16 protein-coding genes are annotated in these 24,491 nt (G+C 54.6%); 14 read left to right on the plus strand and 2 right to left on the minus strand.

Annotated elements, in window-relative coordinates:
• Positions 1-511: 511 nt before the first annotated feature.
• Positions 512-1,384, minus strand: coding sequence for a DMT family transporter (locus QZQ29_RS04245; protein WP_296960120.1), 873 nt, complete (start codon positions 1,382-1,384; stop codon positions 512-514).
• Between the two features lie 114 nt (positions 1,385-1,498).
• On the opposite strand from QZQ29_RS04245, the gene QZQ29_RS04250 reads away from it, so the two are divergent.
• Positions 1,499-2,014 carry a flavin reductase gene (locus tag QZQ29_RS04250; RefSeq protein WP_296960122.1) on the plus strand — a complete coding sequence of 172 codons (516 nt, stop codon included), beginning with the start codon at positions 1,499-1,501 and terminating at the stop codon, positions 2,012-2,014.
• A gap of 562 nt (positions 2,015-2,576) precedes the next feature.
• Here the strand turns inward: QZQ29_RS04250 and sstT are convergent.
• Positions 2,577-3,851: a serine/threonine transporter SstT gene (sstT, locus tag QZQ29_RS04255; RefSeq protein ID WP_296960125.1), complete on the minus strand. Its 1,275-nt coding sequence runs from the start codon at positions 3,849-3,851 to the stop codon at positions 2,577-2,579.
• Positions 3,852-4,119: 268 nt separating this feature from the next.
• Between sstT and QZQ29_RS04260 the strand changes: the two genes are divergently transcribed.
• The 13 genes from QZQ29_RS04260 (at position 4,120) to QZQ29_RS04320 (ending at position 24,193) form a co-directional block, all read left to right on the plus strand.
• The gene (locus QZQ29_RS04260) at positions 4,120-5,634 is read left to right on the plus strand and encodes an efflux transporter outer membrane subunit (RefSeq protein WP_296960128.1); all 1,515 of its coding nucleotides are present in this window, start codon (positions 4,120-4,122) and stop codon (positions 5,632-5,634) included.
• 167 nt (positions 5,635-5,801) lie between these two features.
• Positions 5,802-6,821: an HlyD family efflux transporter periplasmic adaptor subunit gene (locus tag QZQ29_RS04265; protein WP_296960131.1), complete on the plus strand. Its 1,020-nt coding sequence runs from the start codon at positions 5,802-5,804 to the stop codon at positions 6,819-6,821.
• Positions 6,822-6,827: 6 nt separating this feature from the next.
• A complete protein-coding gene (locus tag QZQ29_RS04270; protein WP_296960165.1) occupies positions 6,828-8,606 on the plus strand; it encodes an ATP-binding cassette domain-containing protein in 1,779 nt (592 codons plus the stop codon).
• Positions 8,582-9,685, plus strand: coding sequence for an ABC transporter permease (locus tag QZQ29_RS04275; protein WP_296960136.1), 1,104 nt, complete (start codon positions 8,582-8,584; stop codon positions 9,683-9,685). The genes QZQ29_RS04270 and QZQ29_RS04275 overlap by 25 nt, the downstream gene beginning before the upstream one ends.
• The gene (locus tag QZQ29_RS04280; protein WP_296960139.1) at positions 9,682-10,800 is read left to right on the plus strand and encodes an ABC transporter permease; all 1,119 of its coding nucleotides are present in this window, start codon (positions 9,682-9,684) and stop codon (positions 10,798-10,800) included. Before QZQ29_RS04275 ends, QZQ29_RS04280 begins: the two co-directional genes overlap by 4 nt.
• A gap of 10 nt (positions 10,801-10,810) precedes the next feature.
• A complete protein-coding gene (locus QZQ29_RS04285; RefSeq protein WP_296960142.1) occupies positions 10,811-11,479 on the plus strand; it encodes a CerR family C-terminal domain-containing protein in 669 nt (222 codons plus the stop codon).
• Between the two features lie 1,030 nt (positions 11,480-12,509).
• Positions 12,510-14,423, plus strand: coding sequence for a methionine--tRNA ligase (gene metG, locus QZQ29_RS04290; RefSeq protein WP_296960146.1), 1,914 nt, complete (start codon positions 12,510-12,512; stop codon positions 14,421-14,423).
• On the plus strand, positions 14,423-15,190 hold the full coding sequence (locus QZQ29_RS04295) for a TatD family hydrolase (RefSeq protein ID WP_296960148.1): 768 nt from the start codon (positions 14,423-14,425) through the stop codon (positions 15,188-15,190). The genes metG and QZQ29_RS04295 overlap by 1 nt, the downstream gene beginning before the upstream one ends.
• Before the next feature lie 1,001 nt (positions 15,191-16,191).
• Positions 16,192-17,805, plus strand: coding sequence for a hypothetical protein (locus QZQ29_RS04300; RefSeq protein ID WP_296960151.1), 1,614 nt, complete (start codon positions 16,192-16,194; stop codon positions 17,803-17,805).
• A complete protein-coding gene (locus QZQ29_RS04305; protein WP_296960154.1) occupies positions 17,802-19,451 on the plus strand; it encodes an ABC transporter ATP-binding protein in 1,650 nt (549 codons plus the stop codon). The genes QZQ29_RS04300 and QZQ29_RS04305 overlap by 4 nt, the downstream gene beginning before the upstream one ends.
• Positions 19,420-20,292 carry an energy-coupling factor transporter transmembrane protein EcfT gene (locus QZQ29_RS04310; protein ID WP_296960157.1) on the plus strand — a complete coding sequence of 291 codons (873 nt, stop codon included), beginning with the start codon at positions 19,420-19,422 and terminating at the stop codon, positions 20,290-20,292. Before QZQ29_RS04305 ends, QZQ29_RS04310 begins: the two co-directional genes overlap by 32 nt.
• Positions 20,289-21,683: a PQQ-binding-like beta-propeller repeat protein gene (locus tag QZQ29_RS04315; RefSeq protein ID WP_296960160.1), complete on the plus strand. Its 1,395-nt coding sequence runs from the start codon at positions 20,289-20,291 to the stop codon at positions 21,681-21,683. The genes QZQ29_RS04310 and QZQ29_RS04315 overlap by 4 nt, the downstream gene beginning before the upstream one ends.
• Positions 21,684-22,462: 779 nt before the next feature.
• A complete protein-coding gene (locus QZQ29_RS04320; protein WP_296960162.1) occupies positions 22,463-24,193 on the plus strand; it encodes an ABC transporter ATP-binding protein in 1,731 nt (576 codons plus the stop codon).
• Positions 24,194-24,491: the final 298 nt, after the last annotated feature.

Raw genomic sequence — 24,491 nt, forward strand, 5'->3', positions numbered from 1 at the left:
CAGGGGTGTACGACGCTGCAAGCCGGATTGATACTCTACGCTGACCTGACTGCCAAACGGCAGCCTTCCCGCCGACTTGTATTTAATAGCATTTGCCTCATAAGTGCCGCGTACCAAGATTCTTCGCCTGCGGCTCAGAATGACCATGAGGGCGGGAAGGTTAGCACGTAACGCAGTCTGTCGTCTGATTTCTGATGTCTATCGTCTAATTCACGTCCCTATCCTCCGTCGCCTCCGGCGCCACCCCCTTCCTGGGGAAGGGGGCTCTGGCTCTTCGTCATGTAAAACTTCTGACACTAAGGGCAGGCACGTAACGCTGACTACATACTCATCGCCGCCGAAGGCGGCGATACCACAACCCTCAGCCCGAAGGGCTGTCAAACCTTAGAACCCTAAGAACCTTCTGAACCCTCACGCCGCAGGCGTGTCCAGAAGCGGCGATACCACACCTTCTGAACCCGCCCGCTGGAAGCGGGCAGAACCCTTTGAACCTTTTGAACCCGGGGCCGCATCAGCGGCCCTTTATCCATGCCGGCAGACGGATTGTTCCTCCGGCGGCCCACACGCCCAGAAGGATGAGGGCGGCGCCTGTGAGTTCTCCTATGCCCATGTTTTCACCGAGGAAGAAGTAGGCGAAGATGGCGGCGAAGACCGGTTCCAGGGAGAAAATGAAGCCTGCCCTTTCGGGGGTGGTATATTCCTGGGCCACGGCCTGCACGGTGAAGCCGTAGGCGGAGGAGAAGACTGCAAGCCCCAGGATGGCACTCCATTCGGGAAGGGTGGAAGGGAGCCTTGGCGTTTCCAGGAGGAGGGAGGCGGCGCCGGCCATGAGGCCTGCAAAGCCCATCTGCCATATGCCCAGAAGCAGGCTGTCTACTTTGGAGACGAAGGTATTGGTGAAGAGAATGTCCAGGGCGTAAAGGAAGGCCGCCAGCAGGCAGAGCACGAAACCCTTGTCCAAGGTGATGGAGGTGACACCGTTCAGAATGAAAAGACCGGCGGTGACGATGGCGGTGCCTGCCATGATGGGCAGGGAGGGCATCTTCCGTATGTAGAGACCGTGAAGGATGGGGACCATGATGACGGAGGTGGAAATAAGGAATCCGGCGGTGGAGGCGGAGGTGCCGATGACACCGTAAATGACGCCGATGAAGACGCCGGCAATGAGAAAGCCGGTGATGGCGCTGTATTTCAGTATTTCCCGGTCGGTCTTCCTGATACGCTTCATGAAGAAGGGGAGAAGGAGGAAGAAGGCAAAAAGACAGCGCAGCGCCGCAATGGAGATAGGCGGCATGGTCTCTGCGCCCAGTTTCATAAATCCGTAGGAACTGCCCCACACGAAGGCGGCAGTAAAAAGAAAAAAATCGGCTTTCCGCTGGCTCATAGTGACTCCTTGTAAGAATATTTACTTTCGGTATTTTATCATAATTCCTCTTTAGAAATATATAAGAAAATGGTATAATCCGTATAGAATTTATTGAATGAGAGGAGACCTGCTATGTCTTTTAAAGAAATCCCTGTGGAAGAATGTGGACTGAATCCGTTTACCAATCTGGCCGATTACTGCATTGTCACCGCAGGAAATAAAGAAAAATGCAATCCCATGCTTGTGACCTGGGGCGGCTTCGGTGTCATGTGGAGAAAGCCGGTGGCTTCCATCTATATCCGCCAGAGCCGTTTCACCAAGACCATTCTGGATGCCCAGGACTATTTCACACTGTCCTTCCCACCGGTATCCTTAAAGCCAAAGGAAAGCTACATGGGCTCCCACTCCGGAAGGGACGGCGACAAATTCGAAGGCAGCGGCCTTCATCCCTATGCTATTGGTGACGAAGCGGTGGGTCTGGAAGAAGCGGACCTGATCCTGGTGTGCCGGAAGATTTATACCCATGAAATGAAGGAAGAGTTCTATACGGACAAGGAAACCTACGAAAGATGGAATTCCGGCAGACAGGCCGGCAATAACCACAGCATTTACATGGGAGAAATCGTGAAAGTTCTGAAAAAGTGCTGAGAAATGAAAAATCCCCGCCGGTCATGAAATCATGACCGGCGGGGATTTTATTGTGGAAAGGCTTCCTATTCGGCGTGGCAGAACTACTGTGTTTAGAAATTTTCTTCCCGCCTCCCACCTGTCATCCTGAGCGTTAGCGAAGGATCTCGGTAAAAGTAGTAAGTGAGAGAAAATTCGTTAAATGCCAGTCGGCGGGAAGCAGCCTGCCAATGGTTTCCTGTCCGGCATGGGGGCCATGTGATTCATAGCAGCAGGAAACTGTTTACGAATGGTTTCCTATCCGGCGTGGCGCCGATGGCGTTTCAAAGCGGCAGGAAACTGTTCGCGAATGGTTTCCTATCCGGCATGAAGCCGATGTGTTTCATAGCGATAGGAAACTGTTCGCGAAGGGTTTCCTATCCGGCGTGGCGCCGATGGCGTTTCATAGCAATAGGAAACTGTTTGCAAATAGTTTCCCATCCGGCGTGGCGCCGGTGGTGATTCATGACGGCAGGAAACTGTTTACGAATGGTTTCCTACTCAAACATGACACCACTGCGGTTCCATCACCACAGAAAACTTTCTATCGTCTATCTTCTACGTCTCCCTCCAGCACCATATCCGAACTCTTCAAAGTGCCTTCTTTTCTTCTCTTTTCAAATTCCGCCGTGGCGGTGAAGAGGACGTCGCTGGAGCTGTTTAGGGCTGTTTCACAGGCGTCTTCCAGTACGGAGATGATGAATCCCACGCCCACCACCTGCATGGAGATGTCGTTGCTGATGCCGAAGGAGGCGCAGGCTACGGGGATGAGGAGGAGGGAGCCGCCGGCGACTCCGGAGGCTCCGCAGGCGCCGATGGTGGCTACCAGGCAGAGGAGGAAGGCCGTGGGGATGTCTACTTCAATGCCTAGGGTGTGGGCGGCGGCCAGGGAGAGGACGGAAATGGTGACGGAGGCGCCGGCTGTATTGACTGCAGCTCCCAGGGGGATGGAAATGGTGTACATGTCCGGGTCCAGTCCCAGACGGCGGCATAGGGAGAGGTTTACCGGAATATTGGCGGCACTGCTTCTGGTGAAGAAGGCATAGACACCGCTTTCCTTCAGGGTGGTGAGTACCAGGGGGTAGGGATTTTTATGAATCCTTGTGAAAACAAGGAGCGGGTTCATTACCAGGGCTACGGTGCCGTAGGCGCCAATAAGGACGGCCAGAAGCTTCATATAGCCAAGGAGGGCGGAAAGGCCTTCGCTGCCTACGGAATTGGCCACCAGTCCCATAATGCCAAGGGGCGCCAGGTGGATGACCCAGCCCACGATTTTGGTGACTGCTTTGGCGGTATCATCAAGCATTCTTTTCGTGTGGTCACTGCCCATGGATTTCATGGCAATGCCGAAGATGACTGCCCAGAGGAGGATGCTGATGTAATTGGCATTCAAGAGGGCGCTCACCGGATTGTCGATGGTGCTCATGACCAGGTTGAAAAGCACTTCTCCTATACCGCTGGGCGGCGCTGTATTTCCCACTTCCGCACCGGTCTCAAGGGAGAGGGTGGTGGGGAAGAGGAAGGAAAAGGACACGCCGATAATGGAAGCCAGGAAAGTGCTTGTCATGTACAGGGTGACGATGGGCTTCATGCTGCCCTTCTGGTCTGGCTTTTTTTGTGCAATGGCGTTGATGACAAGGAAGAAAACCAGCACCGGAGCCACGCTTTTCAGGGCTTTCACGAAAAGGTCGCCGAATACCTTGAGCAGCGGCACCGACTGTGGCAGGGTCACTGCCAGCACGATGCCTATCACCAGGCCCAGGGCAATCTGGTGAATCAGCTTGATATGGGAAAGAATGGATTGTATCTTGGAAATCAAAGGGGTCCTCCTATATATGTAAAAAGAAGCATTACGGTTTTTAATTATACGCTTATAATTCAGGGAACGCAATGAGTTTTAGACGAAAGAAGATAGAAGATAGACGATAGAAGATAGATGAAAGAAGATAGAAACTTCCGGACAGCCTTCCGTTCTTTTTCCATATAAACTTTCAACAGGATAGTTGTAATTCAAATTTGAATTTGATAAAATAAGGACATAAAAGATGATAGTTTCTTTCATATGCTGCTCATAAGGAGGTGGCGGTATGGATAGGAAAAAGAAAGCAGCCCTTGGCGCAGTTTCCCTGCTGTCGGCTGCTTTTTGCTTGTTTCCCCTGGCGGCGAGGGCAGAGGAGCCGTTGAATTTGGAGAAAACTTCCTGGACCGCTCTGACGGGAATATACGAAAATCCCTATTTCACAGAAACGAAGGGAGCCTCCCTGTCGCCGGAAGTGCTGTCGGAGTGGTGGAAGGTCTTTCATGATGACACGCTGGACTCTCTCATTTATACAGCCCTTGACCGGAACCGTGATTTAGCGCAGGCGGAGTCCCGGCTGAAGCAGGCCCGGGAAGCACTGGGCATGACCAAGGCATCCCTGGTGCCCTGGGTACATGCAGGCGCCGGCTGGGTAAGGGCACAGGCACCGGAAGGGGCGATTTCCGACGTGACACCGGCGGCGCTGGAAAAAGTGCCAGGCATGACCATTGACAACAGCCATAACCTTTCCTATGCAGGACTGGATGCCTCCTGGGAGCCCGATTTCTTTGGCAAAAACAGGGCCAAAGTGAAGGCTTCGGAAAAATCGCTGGAGGCACAAAGGGGCATGCTTTACTCTACATGGGTATCCCTTTCGGCGGAGGTGGCCATGAATTACATCACCCTCCGCACCCTGCAGGAAGAGCTGGCGGTGACAGAGGCCCATATCCAAAACCAGAAGGAAAATCTCTCCCTCCTTCAGGTGAATGAAAACACCGGTCTTCTTTCTGCTCTTCCCGCCGACCAGGCATCCTACACACTTCATGAATCGGAGGCCAAGGTGCCGGAACTGAAGACGGAAATCGCAGCTGCGCTGAACCGGATTTCCATTCTCACCGGCACCGTGCCGGGAGCGCTGAATGAAAAACTCCTGACCCCGTCGCCCCTTCCGGACGTCGACAGCACCCTGTACAACGCCATTCCAGCGGAGGTGCTCCGCCAGCGGCCCGATGTGCATGCGGCGGAAATGGCCTGGGCGGCGCAGATAGCTAAAACCAGGGAAGCCAGGGCGGAAATGAAACCGAAGTTTTCCATCCTCGGCGTGCTGGGCCTGGCGGCCCTTTCCGGCGGCCTCTTCTCCGCCGGCAGTCACGCCTTCGGCATCATGCCCCAGGTGACGTACCCTCTTTTCAACGGCGGCGCCCTCAAAAGAAATGTGAGGGTGCAGAGCGAAAAGGAAAAGGAAATGCAGGCGGCCTATGAAAATACGGTGCTCAAAGCAGCCGGTGAAGTACGAAGCGCCATGACCGCCGTGAGCCAGGACAAAATCCGGAAGGATTCCCTGGAAAAGGGGCGGGATAAGGCAAAGGAGGCGCTGGATCTTTCGCAGAATCAGTTCACCTATGGCCTTTCCGACTACATGAACGTACTGGATGCTCAGCGCCATTGCCTCTCTCTGGACCAAAACTATACCCTGTCCAAGGGAAAAGAGCTCACCGACATGGTGGCCCTCTTCAAAGCCCTGGGCGGCGGATGGAAGCCGCTGGATGAGAAAGAGGGAGAGAAGATGGAGGGTAGAAGATAGAGAATAGAAGGTAGACGATAGAAGATAGAAGATAGAAGCAAGGGTCCTTACGGACCCTCGGGCCCGAAGGGCCCGTCCACCTTCCCCTCTGAACCCTTTGAACCTTTTGAACCATTTGAACCCTCACGCCCGCAGGGCGTGTCCATTATATAAAAGAGGTGCATACTATGTTAGACAAAATCAAGGAACACAAAAAGGCCTCCGTCCTTGCAGCCCTTCTTCTTGTGCTGATACTGGGATTTGGACTGTACCAGTACAGGAACCACAAAGCGGCGGAGGAGGCTGCGCGGCAGCTGGTGCTGTATGGCAATGTGGACCTTCGGGAGGTGTCCCTTGCCTTTAAGAACAGTGACCGTATTTCCGATATCCTTGTGGAGGAAGGGGATGCGGTGACGAAGGGACAGGTGCTGGCGAAGCTGGATACGGCGGACCTGGAGCACCGCATGGATATTACCCGTTCCCAGATCGACGCCCAGCAGGCGGTGGTGGATAAGCTCCACAACGGCACCAGGGCAGAGGATTTGCGGAGCGCCGAGGCGAAGGTGAAGGAAGCTCGGGCAGAGAAGGATTTTCTGGCCTCCGATTACCAGAGGAAGCAGGATGCCTTCGAGGCTTCCGGCGGAAAGTCCGTGAGCCGCCAGGTGCTGGAGGATGCGAGAACGAAGCTCAACGTGGCAGAAGCCAAAGTGAACGAAGCGGAGGAAGCGCAGAATCTGGCGGTGGCAGGTCCCCGGAGTGAAGATGTGGCTGCCGGGGAAGCCCAGCTGGATGCGCTGCAGAATACGCTGAAGCAGGAAGAATACACCCTGTCCCAGTCGGAGCTCATTGCGCCCCAGGACGGCGTGGTCCGTTCCCGCTTAATGGAGGTGGGGGACATGGCTTCTCCCCAGAAGCCGGTGTTCCGTATTTCCCTGAATACGAAGAAATGGGTGCGGGTGTATGTGAAGGAAGGAGACCTTGGCAAAATCCATGAAGGCATGGATGCAGAGGTCTATACGGACAGCGATTCGAAAAATCCGGTGAAGGGGCAGATCGGCTATATTTCCTCCACCGCCGAATTTACGCCGAAAAATGTGGAAACTTCGGAGCTCCGCACGGCCCTTCTCTATGAGGTGCGGGTATATGTGAGGGATCCGGAAAATAAACTTCGCATGGGCATGCCGGCTACCGTAAAAATCGGACTGTAAAGGGTGATGACATTGGATGAATGGGTAATCAGGGCCGATGATTTGTACAAGGCCTTTGAAATCAGGAAGGGACAGCTGCTTCCTGCCCTGGACCATCTGTCCCTTTCCGTGAAAAAGGGGGAACTTACGGCGGTCATCGGTCCCGACGGCGCCGGAAAGACCACCCTCATGCGGCTCATTGCAGGCCTCATGGTGCCCACCTCCGGCAGCCTTTCTGTACTGGGCCTTGACAGCGTGAAGGATGCGCAGGAAATCCAGAGCCGTATTTCCTACATGCCCCAGAAGTTCGGCCTCTATGAGGATTTGACGGTTTCGGAAAATATGAATCTTTACGCCGACCTTCATGGTGTGCCGAAGGAAACGCGGCCTGCCCGTTTCCAAAAACTTCTGGAAATGATGGGACTGGAGCGTTTCACCGGACGATTTGCAGGAAAGCTTTCCGGCGGCATGAAGCAGAAGCTGGGCCTTGCGTGCACCCTGGTCCGTTCGCCGGACCTGCTCCTTCTGGACGAACCGACGGTGGGGGTGGATCCTCTGTCCAGAAGGGAGCTCTGGGAAATCCTGAAGGAGTTCGTGAAGGAAGAGCATCTTTCCATCTTCGTAAGCACCGCCTATATGAATGAAGCGGAAATGTGCCGTCATGTGTTCGTGCTGAACCAGGGCCATATCCTGGCGGACGGGACGCCGGAAGACCTGCGCCGCATGGGCGAGGGCCGCACCTATCGGGTGATGCCGGAGGAAGGGGTGCCCACTCGGATTCTGCAGGCCCATCTTCTGGACGATGATGAACATGTGGTGGATGCCGTGCCCCGGGGCGGGGAGGTTCATTTCATTGCCCGTGAAAGGGGAATGAAAATCCCCTATTTAGAAGAGAAGGGACTTACGGCAGTGGAAGATACGCCCCGGCTGGAAGACGGCTTCATGATACTCCTTCGGAAGGCGGAATCTTCTGTGCTGAAGGCTTCGCCGGAAAGCGAAAGGGCCCTGGACGAAGGGGGCCGGCCGTCGGAAGAAGTGAATATCCAGGTGAAAAATCTGGTGAAGAAGTTCGGAGACTTCACGGCGGTGGCCAATACGTCCTTTGAGGTGCACAAGGGAGAAATCTTCGGCCTGCTGGGGCCAAACGGCGCCGGAAAGACCACCACTTTTAAAATGCTCTGCGGCCTACTTCCGGAAACCAGCGGATTTCTTTCCGTGGCGGGGGTGGATTTAAGAAAGGCCAGGACCAGGGCCCGCGCCAATATCGGCTATGTGGCCCAGAAATTTTCTCTCTACGGCCACATGACTGTACGGGAAAATCTCAATTTCTTCGGCGGCATTTACGGTTTGACGCCGAGCCGGAAGAAAAAGCGGATAGAAGAAGTGGTGAAGGAATTTTATCTGGGGGACAGGATGGACATGAAGGCGGGAGACCTGCCGGGCGGCTACAAGCAGCGCCTGTCCATGGCCTGCGCCCTCATTCATGAGCCGAAGATTCTATTTCTGGATGAACCCACCTCCGGCATCGATCCCCTGGCAAGGCGCAATTTTTGGCGGCAGATTACCACTTTGGCCGCCAGGGGCACCACCATCATCATTACCACCCATTTCATGGAGGAAGCGGAGTACTGCGACCGATTCATGATACAGGACAATGGCCAGCTCCTGGCCATCGGCAGTCCGTCGGAAATCCGGAAAAAGCTCCATGAGCCTCGGGCGGATATGGATGATATTTTCATTAAGATCGTAGATGAAGCCAGAAAGAAAGGAGAGAAAAATCCATGGAAGGATTCTGCCGGCGCATGAAGGCGCTGATTTACAAGGAATTTCTCCAGCTGGGAAGAGATTCCAGTTCCCTCCTTCTGGGCATCGTTCTCCCCATTATTCTTATCCTTATCATCGGCTATGGCATATCGCTGGATGTGAAAAATGTGCCCTGCGCCGTGGTGCTGGAGGATGCGTCTCCCAAGGCCCAGGATGCGGTGAGCTTTTTGAACGGCTCCGATTATTTTTCGCCCCGCTATGTGACAAGCATGGCGGAAGCGGAAAGGGCGCTGCTTGACCGGGATGTGAATGTAATTATTGACATACCGCCCGATTTCACGTCCTCCCTCTATGAAGGGCGGGCAAAGGTGCAGGTCATCATGGATGGCGTGGAAACGGCCACCGCCATGAGCACCGGCTCCTATGTGGAAAGCTCCCTCTCCGCCTGGATGGCTAAAGAAGGCTTTACCGGCGGCGGTATTTCCATTGTTTCCCGCATGTGGTTCAACGATGCGAACTCCAGTACCTGGTTCTTTATCCCCGGTCTCATTATGCTTATCATGACCATTGTAGGAGTCATGCTCACCTCCGTGGTCATGGCCCGGGAATGGGAGCGGGGTACCTTTGAATCCCTCTTCGTTACCCCTGTAAAGCCTATGGAACTGGTGCTGGCCAAGATGGTGCCCTATTTCTGCGTAGCCCTTCTGGGCATGGGCATCTGCCTGGTGCTGTCCCGTTTTCTCTTTGAAGTGCCCATGGTGGGCTCCCTCATGGCATTGATTCTGATTTCCATGGTGTACCTGCTGGTGGCACTGGGCATAGGCCTTGTGATTTCCGCCGTTACGAAAAGGCAGTTCCTGGCCTGCCAGTTTTCCCTGCTCATCAGCTTCCTGCCCTGCCTGGTGCTGTCGGGCTTCATTTTCGACCTTCGCTCCACGCCGGCCTTCGTGCAGGCGGTGGGGCAGGTACTGCCCTTTTCCCACTACCTCATTTCCATCAGAACCCTATTCCTCTCCGGCACGGACACAGGGCTTCTCTTGAAGGAGGGAGGGCTTCTCTTCCTGTATGCCCTGTTTTTTGTAAGCGCCGCTTTCGGCATGACGAAGAAGAAGGTGGAATGATGGATGAAATCAGACTCTTCCTGCAGCAGCTCCGGGTCATCTGCGTGAAGGAAATCATGGCCATATGGAACGACCCCGCCACCCGGCGCATCGTGGTGATTCCGGTCATCATTCTGGGCTTCCTCTTCGGCTATGCCGCCAATTACAATCTGGAAGACGCGCCCTATGTGGCGGTGGATGAAAGCAGGAGCTATGCGTCCTCAAGGCTTCTTGCCCGTTTTGACGGCACCGGCCTTTTCCACCGCATCGCCACCCTCCAGAATCCCGATGAAATGGGAACTTACATCACCCGGGGCGACGCGGTGATGGCAGTGGTCATTCCTGCCGATTTTGAGCGGAAACTGGATACGGGAGACAAGGCGGAAATCCAGCTGATTACGGACGGCAGAAATACCATGACCGCCGGCCTTTCTTCCGCCTACGCCGCCCACATTGTGGGCCGGTTTAATCTGGATTTGGCAGAGAGGGACAGCCCGGTCACCATTGAAAGCAGGACCTGGTTCAACCCGAACCAGATTACCCGGTGGTTCTTCCTCCCCGGCATTATCGGCCTTCTGAGCTTTGCCCAGGTATTTCTTCTTTCCGGCTTATCCGTGGCCCGGGAAAGGGAGGAGGGCACCTTCGAACAGCTCCTGGTGGCGCCGGTTTCTCCGGCGGTGATTTTGATAGGCAAGGCGGTGCCGCCTATGATTGTGGGCTTCATCCAGTGCACCATCCTCCTCTGTATCAGCTATTTCTGGTTTCAGGTGCCCTTTGCGGGCTCCCTTGTCACCTTTTATACGGCCCTCTTCTTCTATCTGTTGAGCTCCACCGGCTGCGGACTTATTGTGTCTTCCATTTCCAAAAACATGCAGCAGGTGCTGGTGTATGTCATCGTTTTCATGATTCCCATGGCCCTCCTTTCTGGCATTATCACGCCGGTCAGGAATATGCCCCAGTTCCTGCAGATGATTACCTATGCGGATCCCCTGCGTTTTGCGCTGGAGCTCATACGGCGCATCTATCTGGAAGGGCTCACATTCAGCCAGCTGGCCTGGAATTTCGTACCCCTGGCCGCCATTTCCCTGGTGACACTGAATATTGCGGGCTACCTGTTCCGCCATCATATGAATTGAAGGTGAATCTATGAAATCCATCAAAAAGAGTACAAGAGAAGACGGAGAAGAAACAAAAGCAAGGCTCATTGAGTGCGCCGGCCGCCTCATCGCGGACCAGGGCTTTGACCGCACCACCAGCAAGGATATCTGCCGCCTGGCAGGAACCAACCTGGCCGCCGTGAACTATCACTTCGGCAGCAGGGAAGGTCTCTATAAAGCGGTGCTGAACGAAGTATACCACTATGTCATTTCCCCGGTGGAAATTGATACGATTTACCATAGGGACATACCGCCTAGGGACAAGCTCATGGAACTTCTGGACCTATACGTCAAAGAAGCCCTCTTCTCCGAAAGCTGGCAGGTGAAGGTGAGCATACGGGAGCTTATCAACCCCTCCGCCATTTTCTCCAGTTTTGCGGAAAGCTATATAGGCAGGAAACTGACGCCGGTACTGGATATGCTCTCCGCCTATCTGGGTATTCCGGCAGATGACCCAAGGGTGCCCCGTGCCTTCCTCACCGCCCTGTCCCCCTTCCTCATCTTCCTCCTCTCCGGCCACCGCCAGATGGGCCTTGTCATGTACGGCCTCTCCAGACAGGATAAGGAACAGAAAATGGAAGAAGCGGACATGCTGAAAGAATTCGTCTTCGCCGGACTGGACAGGCTGAAAGAGAAATGGGGGAGGGAAGAGAATTGAGGTTGGAGGTTTGAGAATTGAGATTTGAGGTTTGAGATTTGAGGTTTTGAGACAATCAGACGGTCAGACGTCAGATGTCAGACTCCCTTCCTGCCGACGGTTCTTCCTGAGGAAGAAGGCTAAATGCTGCGGCGAAGCCGCCGTCAAACCTAAGAACCCTCCGGCTTTTGGCCGGTCAATCTTAAGAACCTTTTTTCAACGACGCCCCTATCCTCCGTCAGGCAGCACTGGTGACACAAAGGACAATCCCGCTATGTTCTTGTTTCCCCCTTGAGGGGAACGCCGCGAAGCGGCAAAGGGTGTACGACGCTGCAAGCCGGATTGATACTCTACGCTGACCTGACTGCCAAACGGCAGCCTTCCCGCCGACCGGTATTTTTTAGTGAGCTAGTGGACTAGTGTGCTAGTCGGAGTCAATGTCGGCGCTTACCAAGATTCTTCGCCTGCGGCTCAGAATGACCGTGAGGGCGAGAGAGCAAGGCTCGTGGCGCTGTCTGACATCTGATTTCTATCGTCTAATCCACGATGTTCCTCTGTCGCCTGCGGCCCCCTTCCTGCCGGCACCGTCATTCTGAACGCAGTGAAGAATCTCGGTACAAGTAGTAAGTGACCGGAGTACCCATAAATACCAGTCAGCAGGAAGGGGGGGTCTTGCTCTTCGTCATGCAGCAATGGATACACAGAGGCTGGTCCCGTAACGCTGACTATATACTCATCGCCGCCAAAGGCGGCGATACCACAACCCTCAGGCTGTGCACATTCTGCATAGAATGTGCAAGTCAGTCGAAGTTGGCTCATAGCCTGCTCATAAAAGGGCCTTCCTTTTAATCGACTGACCGTTAGGGCTGTCAAACCTTAGAACCTTAAGAACCCTCGGGCCGAAGGCCCGTCAGCCCTCACGCCGACAGGCGTGTTCAAATGGCCGCCTGCGGCGGCCATTTGTATATCTTCCCTCATGGAGTTATAATAAAGAATATTGCAAACTAAAGAGGATATTCTTTTCACCAAATACAATGCAGGAGGTCTTTTTATGAGTGAAAAACCAGCGTATTATATTACCACCCCCATTTACTACCCCAGTGCGAAGCTGCACATCGGACATACCTACTGTACGTCCATTGCGGACAGCATGGCCCGGTTCAAGAGACTGGACGGTTATGATGTGTTCTTTCTGACCGGCAGCGACGAACACGGCCAGAAGATCGAGCAGAAGGCGGAGGAAGCAGGGGTTACGCCGATCCAGTACGTAGATGGCATTGTGGCCCTTTTCAAGCAGCTGTGGAAGGAACTCAATATTTCCAACGACGATTTCATCCGTACCACCGAAGAGCGTCATAAGAAGGTGGTTCAGATGTTGTTCCAGCGGGCCTATGACAAGGGAGACATTTACCTTGGCAAGTATGAAGGCTGGTACTGCATCCCCGACGAAACCTTCTGGCCGGAAAACAAGCTCACGCCGGACCATATCTGCCCGGACTGCGGCCGTCCGCTGCAGCGGGTGAGTGAGGATGCCTATTTCTTTAAAATGTCCAAATATGCGGACCGCTGGATGAAATATATCGAAGAGCATCCCGATTTCATTCAGCCTGAATCCAGAAGAAATGAAATGATCCAGTTCGTGAAGAGCGGCCTGGAGGACCTCTGCGTGTCCCGCACCAGCTTCACCTGGGGCATTCCTGTGCCCTTTGACCCGAAGCACGTGGTGTACGTATGGTTCGACGCCCTGGTGAACTACCTGACCGCGGCCGGCATTGTGGATGATCCGGAAAAGTTCAAGAAATTCTGGCCTGCCGATGTGCATCTGGTGGGGAAGGAAATCGTCCGCTTCCATACCATTATCTGGCCCATCATGCTCATGAGCCTGGGCATTGAACTGCCGAAGAAGGTCTATGGCCACGGCTGGCTCATTGTTGACGGCGAAAAAATGTCCAAATCCAAGGGCAATGTCATCGACCCCATTCCGCTGCTCCGTGAATTCGGCTCCGACGCCATCCGCTACTACCTCTTAAACGACATCCAGCTGGGACAGGACGGCAACTTCAGCCGGGACCGTCTCATTTCCCGTATCAACTCCGACCTGTCCAACGACCTGGGCAACCTGCTTTACCGCACCCTCTCCATGGCTGCCAAGTACAACGGCGGCGTCCTTCGTAAAGGCGACGCTTCTTCGGACCCCGTCATTGCCAAAGCCTCCAAAGAAGTGGAAGACAATGCGAAAGCCACCCACTCCGCTTTCCGGAGCGGCATGGACAACTGGAAGATTAACGACGCCATCCGCGCCGTATGGACCTATATCCGCTCCCTGAACAAGTACATCGACGTCACCATGCCTTGGGCCCTGGGCAAAGACCCGGCGAAGAAGGACCTGCTGGACGCCGTGCTCTACCACCTCTGCGAAGGCCTGCGTTTCGTATCCCTCATGGCGGAACCGGTGATTCCGATCGCTTCCGAAAAGATCTGGAACCAGCTGGGCCTTTCTGATTTCAAGGATGCCTGCTACAAAGACCTGGTATGGGGCGGTATTCCCGACGGTACACAGACCCACAAGGGAGAGCAGATTTTCCCGCGCATTGAAATCGAAGAAGAAGAAGCGCCTGTGGTAGAAAAGAAAAAGGAAATTGAAAATCCCATTTCCATCGACGACTTCTTCAAAACCGACCTTCGGGTAGCGGAAATTCTTACCGCCGAAAAGGTGAAGAAATCCAAGAAACTTATCAAAATGACCGTAAGCCTCGGCGATAACGACGTGAGAACCGTGGTCAGCGGTATTTCCGAATACTACAAGCCCGAAGACCTCATCGGAAAACACGTCATCTTCGTTTCCAACCTGAAACCCGCCAAGCTCATGGGCATCGAATCCCAGGGCATGATCCTGGCAGCCTCCAAGGACGGAGAACTGAAAGTTCCCTTCGTGGACATGCCTGCCGGCAGCAAGGTCAAATAATGAAACCCTTCGACACCCACGCCCATCTCTACGACAAAGCCTTCGACCGGGACAGGGATGAAGTCCTGACCTGTACCCTGGAGGCGGTGGACTACGTGGTTATTCCCTCCGAAAACTACGAAACCAGCCAAAAGGCGGTGCGTCTGGCAGAAACCTACGGTCCCGTCTACGGGGCCGTAGGCATCCATCCCCATGAAACGAAATATGCCAGCGAAGAAATCCTGCAGAAAATAGGGGACCTGGCCCAGCTGCCCAAGGTCAAAGCCATCGGCGAAATCGGCCTGGACTACCATTTCTTCTACAGCGATAAAGAAACCCAGCAGAAATGGTTTGCAAGGCAGATCGAACTGGCAAGAGACCTGGACCTTCCCTTCCTCATCCACGATAGGGAAGCCCACGGCGACACCCTCTCCATCCTGAAAAAACACAAAAACAGCCGCATGAGAGGCATTATGCACTGCTTCTCCGGCAGCGTGGAGACCGCAGAAGAACTGATGAAACTGGGCTTCTATATCTCCTTCGCCGGCCCGCTGGTATTCCCAAATAGCCGCCGCCTCAAGGAAGCGGCCCGGGAAATCCCTTTAGACCGCCTCCTCATAGAAACCGACAGCCCCTACCTCACACCCCCTCCCCATAGAGGAGAAAGAAACGAACCGGCCAATGTTATCTACGTGGCAGAAGAAATCGCAAGACTCAAGGGTATACCGGTGGAAACAGTGGTGGAAGAAACAAGAAAAAACGGACTTTCCATATATGGGATAAAATAAAGAAACGGCCGAATGGCCGTTTTTTTATTGACACGATTGACACGCCCTGCGGGCGTGAGGGTTGACGGCCCTTCGGGCCAAGGTTTGACGCGCCTGTTGGCGCGAAGGTTCGAAAGTTTGACACGGCCTTTCAGGCCGTGAGGGTTGTCGTGGCGCCTGCGGCGCAATATAAAGAAAACCTTTACAACCGGGCTTCGCCCGAGGAAAAACAGGCAAACCGCCCTTCGGGCGAGGGAAACCCCCTTTGGTGGCTGACGCCACCACCTTTCCCCCTGTTCAGGGGGCACTATGGGTACTCTGCAATGTGCCACATGACACTACAGGAAAGCGTAGAGCGGTTTATTCTGTCCCCTGAATAGGGGAAAGTCCGGCGCAGCCGGATAAGGGGAAGGGGTGGCGAACGCAGTGAGCCAATCAACAGAATGTTTATCATGCTATATGATACAGGAAGGCAGTCCCAATAACGCAGGCTCCTTTCTCAGAAAGGAGCTGGGCGAAGCCCTGAGGATAGGTCCGAAACTACGCAAGAATACGTATGAGTCACATCAGGCCCCTGTGGGGGCCTCGGATTTTCTACGAAAATCCTGCTATCCTCCGTCGCCTCCGGCGACACCAACGGCCGGGCTTTAAGGTGTTCGCTTAATGTGCAGGCTATGCTCAAATAAGAGCCCGGCTCAGAAGCCCTCTGCAGGGCTTCTGCCTTCCAGAGGAAGGAGGCTAATGCACTCCGTCATGCAGCACTGGAGATACAAAAGCAAATCCCGTAACGCTGACTTCATACTCATCGCCGCCAAAGGCGGCGATACCACAACCCTCAGCCCGAAGGGCTGTCAAACCTTAGAACCCTCCGGCCAAAGGCCGGTCAATCTTGAGAACCCTCTGAACCCTCTGAACCCTCTGAACCTTTTGAACCTTTTGAACCCGGGCGCGCAGAGCGCGCCCTATATATAGTATAATAAAGCCAGTATTTTCCGATTTCCCAATTCATAGTGAGGTCTTTTATGCCAATCCGCATAGTTATGCTTCTTTTCTGCTGGATGATTTCTTGGCTGCCTGTTTCGGCAGAGGATATTCCGGTGCGTCTGGAGGCTTCTTTTCCTTACCGTTTAAGCAGCACCGATGCCATGCCCGCCAGTCCCGGGAGCAGGCAGCTTCTTTTTGTGTCCCTGGACCATTTCAACCGGCCCGCTGAGCCCGTTTCCATTACGGTGTCCCTTCCGGAGGGGCTTTCGGCTGTTTCCGGGGAAGGCTGGTCTCTTGATCAGGCGGGGCGCATTCATATGGAGTGGACCCTTCCTGCTGATTTTGGCAATGTGTTTGAGGTGGTGCCCGTCGACGTTTCTTCTTCTATTTCTGAAGGTGCAGGGAAGGTTTCGATTTCCGTTTCCGGTCCGGATTATGAAATGGCAAGGGATTTGGATTTCACCATCCGGAATGTGCGGTCGGAGGAAAAGGCCAAGGCGAAGAAGGGGGAGTCCTGGTATATCCAGGGCGTGGTGGTTCCGGTGAATGAGTCGGGGGAGACGGATGCCCGTCTTTCTGCCAATACCATGGTACTTCCCGATGTGACACTGGAGAATATGAAACATCGGCTTACCGGGAGTCCCATCGACTGGACCGCCATTCTGGCCAGGCCGGATACCTATCTTTTGCTGGACATGAGAAATCCCCAGCGCGATGTGCGGCAGGTTCATTTCAAGGCGGAGCTGGTGGACCGGGGAAGCGGCGAGGTGAAGGAGGGGCTCCTGTCTTCTTCTGAGGATGGAACCATTCCGGACCATTCATCTTCCACGGAAACGGACTTTCTGCTGAACGGCGGTAAAATGCAGACCGCCGTGATTCCTCTGTATGCCAATCCCTTTACTTTGTCGGAGGGGGAATATAATCTTCGCATTACCCTGTCCGACGGGGAGAACCAAAAGATTACGGAGCTTCCTTTGACGGTGGTGAAGAGCCGAAGCGTTGGCATGGTGACCACCGCCTTTTCCTGCTTCTGTCTTCTTCTAGTAATTCTTTCTTTTGGAAAAATCAGGAAGACCATGCTTCATATCGGAGCCAGGGGAGACATTGCAGCCGCCCTTTTCGGGGCGCTGGCCTTTGGCGGCGTGGTGGTGCCAGTGACACTGGCAGGCGATTTCCTTCATGTCATTCTGGGGCCCTTTTCTGGACTGGTGACGGGGCTTTTAAGCGGCGTGGTGCAGTACATGCTCCTCATGTCGCTTCTGGTGCTTTTCCGCCGCCCCGGGGTGACGGCCCTGTTCTACCTTATCCGCTGGCTTCTTTCGGCGGTGCTTTTCGGGCGGGTGACGCCGGTGGGGATTCTGCTCACCGCCGTTTCCATTGTGGTCATCGAAGCGGCCCTCTATGTGACCGGTTTTTACAGAAAGGAAAAGATTTCCCTGTCCTACGGACTTTTCATTTCCCTGGTGCTGGGGGTATGCGACGCAGGGATTACCTTTATCAATATGCAGCAGCTCATGCTTTTCTACCGTCTGTACTATGCGGACTGGTTCATCGGTCTTTACATGGTGATTAACGGCCTTCTCTACAGCACATTGGGAAGTTTCCTTGGCTGGAAGACGGGGAGCCGCTTGAGGCAGGTGATGGGATCATGATACTGGAAATCAAAGATTTTTCCTGCCGTTATCTTTCCCGAAAGAAGGAAACCATTAGCCATCTTGATTTTTCGGTGGACGAAGGGGAAATGGTGCTCATCGCCGGCCGGTCGGGCTGTGGAAAGTCCACCCTCATCAAGGCGGTGACGGGACTTCTGGAAGATGCGGACTTGGAAGGTACCATGACCCTCTGCGGCAGGGATATCCGTGCCATGACCGCTGAAGATATCGGCCTCATAGCGGGCACGGTGTACCAGACACCGGATGACCAGCTCTTTGCCATGACCCTAGGAGACGAGGCAGCCTTTGCCCTGGAGAATCGGGGCGAAGAGGAAGACGTAATTCGGAAGGAAGTGTCCCTGGCCCTGGACAGGGTGGGGCTTTCGGGCATGGAGGAAAGGAGCATTCACGCCCTTTCCGGTGGCCAGCGGCAGCGGCTGGCCCTGGCGTCCATTCTGGTGACCCATCCGAAGCTGCTCATCCTTGATGAACCGGTGAGCCAGATGAATCCCCAGGGGGTGAATGATTTCCTGTCCCTTCTTCACAGTCTGAACGAAAGGGACCACATGACCATCCTCATGGTGGAGCATCGGGTGAACGAGCTGGCTTCCCATTTCAAAAGGCTCTGCATTATGGATAAAGGACGGTTCATTTATGACGGCCCCTGCGAAAGGGCGTGGAATGAAATGGGGGATACCGAAATCTACGGTATCCGGGAGCCCCAGACGGTGAAGCTTTCCCGCCGGCTCCATCTGCCGAAGGCTTCTTCCGATAAGGAAGCCACGGTTATGGAAATCAAAAAGGCGGGGATTCCCTTTTGCTCCCATGTGGAGATTACGAGGCCTGTTCCTTCCGGTGATGTGATTCTGGAAGGAAGGGATATTCATTATACCTATCCCGGCGCCAAAGAGGAAACGCTGAAGGGCATTTCTTTTACGGTGAAAAAAGGAAGCATTACGGCGCTCATGGGCTTTAACGGTGCCGGAAAGTCCACTCTTCTGAACCTGCTGGCCGGTCTTCTTACCCCTTCGGCAGGGGAAGTGCTGATCCACGGCAGGCCGGCGGAAAAGGAAAGGCACCACGCCGGTTTCATGCGGCAGGAGGCGGATCTCATGCTGCTCACTGATTCGGTGGAGGAGGAACTCACCTGGAACAATAAGGAAATCACGGAAAAGGAGCTGGATGCACTTCTGCACAAACTGCACATTGCCCATTATCGTCACGATTTCCCTCTGGCCCTTTCCAAGGGGCAGAGGCTCCGGGTGGTGTTCGGCGCCCTTCTTGCCAGAAGGGACAATGATCTTCTCATCCTTGACGAGCCAACCACCGGGCAGGACCAGAAGAGCCTTCGCGATATTCGGGATATGCTCCGCATGGCCTCCTCGGAGGGACGTACCATTTTCCTCTGCACCCATGACATGGAGCTGGCGGCGGATCTGGCGGAGGAAGTGTATGTGCTGAAGGCGGGCCGGTTTATCGCCCACGGCAGTCCCCATGATTTATTCAGCAGCCCCCGGCTCATGAAGGAAAGCGGCCTTTCTCTGCCGCCTATGATGGATATTTCCAGAGGCCTTTCCATAGAGCCCTGCATAACCATAGAGGAGGTGATGGCCCATGTCATTTCGGCAGACCCGGGAGGGAAGTGACAGAAAATCGGTAATTTCAGCCCTGGACGGCAGGACGAAGCTGTCATTTCTTCTTCTCTACGCTTTCATGATGATTATTGTGGACAATGGAAGAACTCTTTTCATCCTCTTCACATTAACCCTTCTTTTTCATTTTCTGGGAAAAACGCCGGTGTACAAGTGGAAGGTGCTCGCCATTTTCCTTCTGCTGGGACTTTGGGGGTCCATTTCCAGCCAGGCCCTTTTCTTCAGCCAGAATCCAAGGACGCCGCTCCTCATGCTCATTTCTCCGGACTTTCCCTGGCTGGGGTCTTTAACCGGGGGCCTTTATATTTACCGGGAAGGGATTATTTACGGCGCCGTGCAGGGCATGCGCACGGCTTCCATGATTTCTCTGGGCCTTCTGGTCTGCTGGACCAGCGACCCCAGGGACCTTTTGAAAGGGCTCACCGCCTGGCACCTTTCTCCCCAAGCCGCTTTCATGCTGGTGACGGCTATCCGCTTCTTCCCCATCCTGGCGGCGGAGGCGGGGGAGGTGATGACGGCGCTGCAGCTTCGAAGCGGCTCTAAACAGGGAAGACATCAGGTGCTGCGGCACATTCCCTACATGATTAAGCCCCTTCTGGCCAGGTGTCTGCGCCGTGCCCAGACTCTTTCCCTTTCCGTCACCAGCCGCGGCCTGTTCCTTGCAAAGGAAAGGAAGGCCCGTCCCTGGAGGGAAAGCGAAAAGGGGGCGTCCCTTCTTTTCTTCCTATTTGTACTTTTCTGCGGCGCCGCCAAAATCCTCTATGCTCTGTCATTGAAGGGGATGTATTTCGGCACCCTGCGTGTAATTTATGACTGGACGAAACTATACCTATGAAAAAATGGAAAACCCTATGTCTCTTCCTCCTTCTCTTTGCCACCTGGCTTGCCCTTTTCTGGGTCACCGGAAGCCGCACGCCCTGGCAGATGTTCTCGCCAAAGGATAAGGACGCCGGCACCGTGGTGCCGCTGGGGGAAATGGCAGGCAGAAATTACGACCGCATGGGCTTTGAAGGGGGAGAAATCCTCTATGTGCCTTCCGGCGGCTGGCTGGTGGGCACGGCCAATGGGGAACTCCGTTTCCTTTCCAAAGAGGGGGAGGAGAAATGGAGCCACTCCATAGGCACTGGCATGATTCGCTCCATGGCCCTTTCGGCGGATGGAAAAAGGGTGTACGCAGGCGAAAAAAGCGGAGACGGTTTCCTTTATGCCATTTCCGCTTCCTCCGGCGATATTCTCTGGAAATTCAAAGGCTTTGACGTCATCGGCGGGGAACCGGACATTCGGGCAGACCCGCAGACCATCCATATTTCCACCGACCGTGCCGGAAATATTTATGCTGTCTTCTACCGCTTCACTGTCACCGACACGGGACAGCGGGGCTACCTGAGCCGGGTGGTTTCCTTCACCCCTTCCGGCGAGGAAAGATGGCGCTATCCCAAAGACCATCCCATGGACGCCTGGGTGAACTGGGGCGAAATCACAGAGGACGGCAGCCGTTTTGCCTTCGGAACCGCCAATTATGATAAATCAAAAATAGAAAATTTGGAGTATAATAGAAATATATATGTGCTTGATGGGAAAGACGGCACCCTGCTCCATAGTACATCCATAGATACAGCACCCCGCTTCAGCTCCGTCACCATGAGAAACGGCCCGGTGTGGTCCGATGACGGCACATATATGGCTTCCATGACCAGTGACGGCAGGGGCTTCCTTCTGGACAAAGAGGGAAACATCCTCTGGCAGCGTACCATAGCGGAGCCTAAGGAAATGAACGGCACCTGGTTCTTCGCCGCCGGCAGGGACGCCCTCTTTACAAAGGACGGCGTGCTCTTCGACACCATCAACACCTTCAGTCGCGACAACTGGCAGATGCCGGCCCCGGTGATCCATCCCTCCAGCAACAGCCTCTTCCTCTTTGGGAAAGACGGCTCCTTCCGCTGGAAATACACAGCAAAAGGTGAAATCGAAGCGGTGGGCACCGCCAAAGGCATCGCCGCCCTGGCGGTGGGAAGAAACGTGCGGAACCACGACTATAAGGCCCACGGTGCAGACGCCGTGAACCTTGCTGATGGCAGCCTCATCGTCCGTTATCACACTGCCGGCCCCCTGCAGAATATAGCCATCTCAGACGACAGCTCCCTCATGGCAGGCATAGAAGTGCCGGCGGTGACGCCGGAAGGAAGCCTTCTGGGAGCCTACCGGCTGCATATATGGAAAATATAGGGGCCGCTTTGGCGGCCCCGGGTTCAGAAGGTTCAAAAGGGTGCAAAGGGATCAAAGGGTTGTGGTGGGCGGCTTTATGGACACGCCCTTTCGGGCGTGAGGGTTGACGGCCCTTCGGGCCGAGGTTTGACAGGCCTGCGGCCTGAGGGTGCTAAAGTTTGACACGGCCTCTGGCCGCGAGGGTTGTGGTGGCGCCTGCGGCGCAATATAAAGAAAACCGTTACAACCGGGCTTCGCCTGTAGGAAAACCGTACAACCGCCCTTCGGGCGAGGGAAAAGCGCACCCCCTTTGGTGGCTGGCGCTACCACCTTTCCCCCCATCTCCGCTAGTGGGACTATGGGGGCTCAGCAGTGTGCCACATGATACCAGAGGTAAGCGTAGAGCGGTTTATTCTCCCCCTTGAATAGGGAGGAGTCCCGCGAAGCGGGATAGGGGGTGGCGAACGCAGTGAGCCAATTAGCAGAATGCTATTCATCGCTTATGAAGCCAAGGAAAAGCATAGAGCAGCCTCCCCGCCGACTTGTATTTAATGACATTTGTCTCATAAGCGACTTGTACGGAGATTCTTCGCTGTCGCTCAGAATGACGGTTAAGCGGGAAGGCAGTCCCGTAACGCTGACTTCATACTCATCGCCGCCAAAGGCGGCGATACCACAACCCTCGGCCCGTAGGGCCGTCAAACCTAAGAACCTTAAGAACCTTCGGGCCGAAGGCCCGTCAACCCTCACGCCAAGAGGCGTGTCAAATGGCCGCCTGCGGCGGCCATAAAGGAGATACTATGATTACACGATTTATGAAATACTACAGACCCTATATGAAAATCCTGGTGTGGGTCATTATCGGCACCTTTGCCATGGCGGGACTGGACTTGATTTTCCCGATTGTGGTGAGGAATCTGATTAACCAGGTGCTGCCGGAGAAGGATATGCACCGGCTCCTTTGGGGTTCAGCCATTCTTCTTGTGCTCTACATCATCAATTTCATCATCCAATTCCTGGTGCAGTACTATGGCCACGTCATGAGCGCCTCCATTGAGCATGATATGCGGCGGGACCTTTTTTCCCATATTGAAAAGCTGTCTTTCCACTATTTTGACAATGAAAAGACGGGGCAGCTGCTCTCCCGCATTACCAGTGATATTACGGAAATTAGCGAACTTTCTTTCCGGGGCCCTAACGATGTGCTTCTCTGCGGCGTCATTATGGCAGGCACCCTGGTGGTGATGCTGGTGATGAACTGGAAGCTGGCTCTTCTGATCGGCGCCCTTCTGGTGGCCAAGGCCATCCACACCGTGAAAATCAACAAGCAGATGAAGGGGGCCTTCCGGAAGAACCGGCGGGTGGCAGGGGAAGTGGCTGCCCGGGCGGAGGAAAGTCTTTCCGGCATCCGCCTGGTGAAGGCCTTTGCCCAGGAGGCCTTCGAACTTTCCCGGTTTGAGGAAAAGAGTGTGGACCTTAGAAATACAAAATTTGCGTCCTACCGACTGGTTGGCTATTTCTCGGGCTCCATCAATTTCTTTACCAATTTCATCAACGTCGTGGTTATTTTGGCCGGCGGTTTCATGATTACCAGGGACGAACTCCTTCTTTCCGATTTCGTGGCCTTCCTTCTTTATGTGAATATCTTCATGCGTCCTGTATTCCGCCTCACCATTCTGGCGGAGGTGTACCAGCGGGGCATGGCAGGGTTCCACCGCTTTGAGGAAATCATGCACACCGAGCCTTCCATCAAGGACCCGCCCCATCCCCTGGCCCTTACCCATGTGAAGGGGGACATCGATTTCCACGACCTTTCCTTTGGCTATGAACCGAACCGGCTCATCCTTCATCATCTGAATTTTGACATCCCTGCTGGAAAGACCGTGGCCTTCGTCGGGGAAACGGGGGCCGGCAAGAGCACCCTGGTGAGCCTGCTCCTCCGCTTCTACGAACCCACCGAAGGGGCCATCACCCTGGACGGCCATAACCTCAATGAATTTGCCCAGCAGGACCTTCGCCGCAAAATCGGTATTGTCCAACAGGACGTCTTCCTCTTCGGCGACACCATTGCTGAAAACATTGCCTACGGCAGAGAAGGGGCGTCCATGGATGAAATCCGGCGGGCTGCCAAAATGGCTGCGGCGGATGAATTCATCGAATCCCTCCCCAACGGCTACGATACCAAAGTAGGCGAGAGGGGCGTGAAGCTATCGGGCGGCCAGAAACAGAGAATCGCCATCGCCCGGGTATTCCTCAAGAATCCTCCCGTGGTTATCTTCGATGAAGCCACCTCCGCCCTGGATACCCAGACAGAAAAAACAGTGCAGGCTACTTTGGACGATCTGGCCAAAGACAGGACCACCATCATCATCGCCCACCGCCTCTCCACCGTAAGAAACGCCGACTGCATCTACGTCCTCGACCACGGCAGCCTCATTGAATCCGGAAACCATGAGGCACTCATCGCCAAAAAGGGCAAGTACTATGAACTCTATGAGGCCCAGAAAAAGAAGAAAAGCAGTGAGGAATGAACGCCCTGCCGGGCGTGAGGGTTGACGGCCCTTCGGGCCGAGGTTTGACAAGCCTGCGGCCTGAGGGTTCTAAAGTTTGACGCGCCGATGGCGCGAGGGTTGTGGTGGGCGCCTGCGGCGCCAGTTTGTAGAAAACCTTCACAACCGGGCTTTCGCCCGTGGAAAACAGGCAAACCGCCCTTGCGGGTGGGGAAAAGGCGACCCCCTTTGGTGGCTGGTGCCACCACCTTTGCCCCGGTGGGAAGCGTGTCACTGGATTCTCAGTCGCCCAAGGGCTCCCTACGAATCCAGTTCCCTT

Source organism: uncultured Dialister sp., assembly GCF_900538805.1.
Taxonomy (GTDB): Bacteria; Bacillota; Negativicutes; order Veillonellales; family Dialisteraceae; genus Dialister.

Coding starts and splice junctions, on each gene's coding strand:
- QZQ29_RS04245 (WP_296960120.1), bottom strand. CDS start 1,384: ATGAGCCAGCGGAAAGCCGATTTTTTTCTTTTTACTGCCGCCTTCGTG.
- QZQ29_RS04250 (WP_296960122.1), top strand. CDS start 1,499: ATGTCTTTTAAAGAAATCCCTGTGGAAGAATGTGGACTGAATCCGTTT.
- QZQ29_RS04260 (WP_296960128.1), top strand. CDS start 4,120: ATGGATAGGAAAAAGAAAGCAGCCCTTGGCGCAGTTTCCCTGCTGTCG.
- QZQ29_RS04265 (WP_296960131.1), top strand. CDS start 5,802: ATGTTAGACAAAATCAAGGAACACAAAAAGGCCTCCGTCCTTGCAGCC.
- QZQ29_RS04270 (WP_296960165.1), top strand. CDS start 6,828: ATGACATTGGATGAATGGGTAATCAGGGCCGATGATTTGTACAAGGCC.
- QZQ29_RS04275 (WP_296960136.1), top strand. CDS start 8,582: ATGGAAGGATTCTGCCGGCGCATGAAGGCGCTGATTTACAAGGAATTT.
- QZQ29_RS04280 (WP_296960139.1), top strand. CDS start 9,682: ATGATGGATGAAATCAGACTCTTCCTGCAGCAGCTCCGGGTCATCTGC.
- QZQ29_RS04285 (WP_296960142.1), top strand. CDS start 10,811: ATGAAATCCATCAAAAAGAGTACAAGAGAAGACGGAGAAGAAACAAAA.
- metG (WP_296960146.1), top strand. CDS start 12,510: ATGAGTGAAAAACCAGCGTATTATATTACCACCCCCATTTACTACCCC.
- QZQ29_RS04295 (WP_296960148.1), top strand. CDS start 14,423: ATGAAACCCTTCGACACCCACGCCCATCTCTACGACAAAGCCTTCGAC.
- QZQ29_RS04300 (WP_296960151.1), top strand. CDS start 16,192: ATGCCAATCCGCATAGTTATGCTTCTTTTCTGCTGGATGATTTCTTGG.
- QZQ29_RS04305 (WP_296960154.1), top strand. CDS start 17,802: ATGATACTGGAAATCAAAGATTTTTCCTGCCGTTATCTTTCCCGAAAG.
- QZQ29_RS04310 (WP_296960157.1), top strand. CDS start 19,420: ATGTCATTTCGGCAGACCCGGGAGGGAAGTGACAGAAAATCGGTAATT.
- QZQ29_RS04315 (WP_296960160.1), top strand. CDS start 20,289: ATGAAAAAATGGAAAACCCTATGTCTCTTCCTCCTTCTCTTTGCCACC.
- QZQ29_RS04320 (WP_296960162.1), top strand. CDS start 22,463: ATGATTACACGATTTATGAAATACTACAGACCCTATATGAAAATCCTG.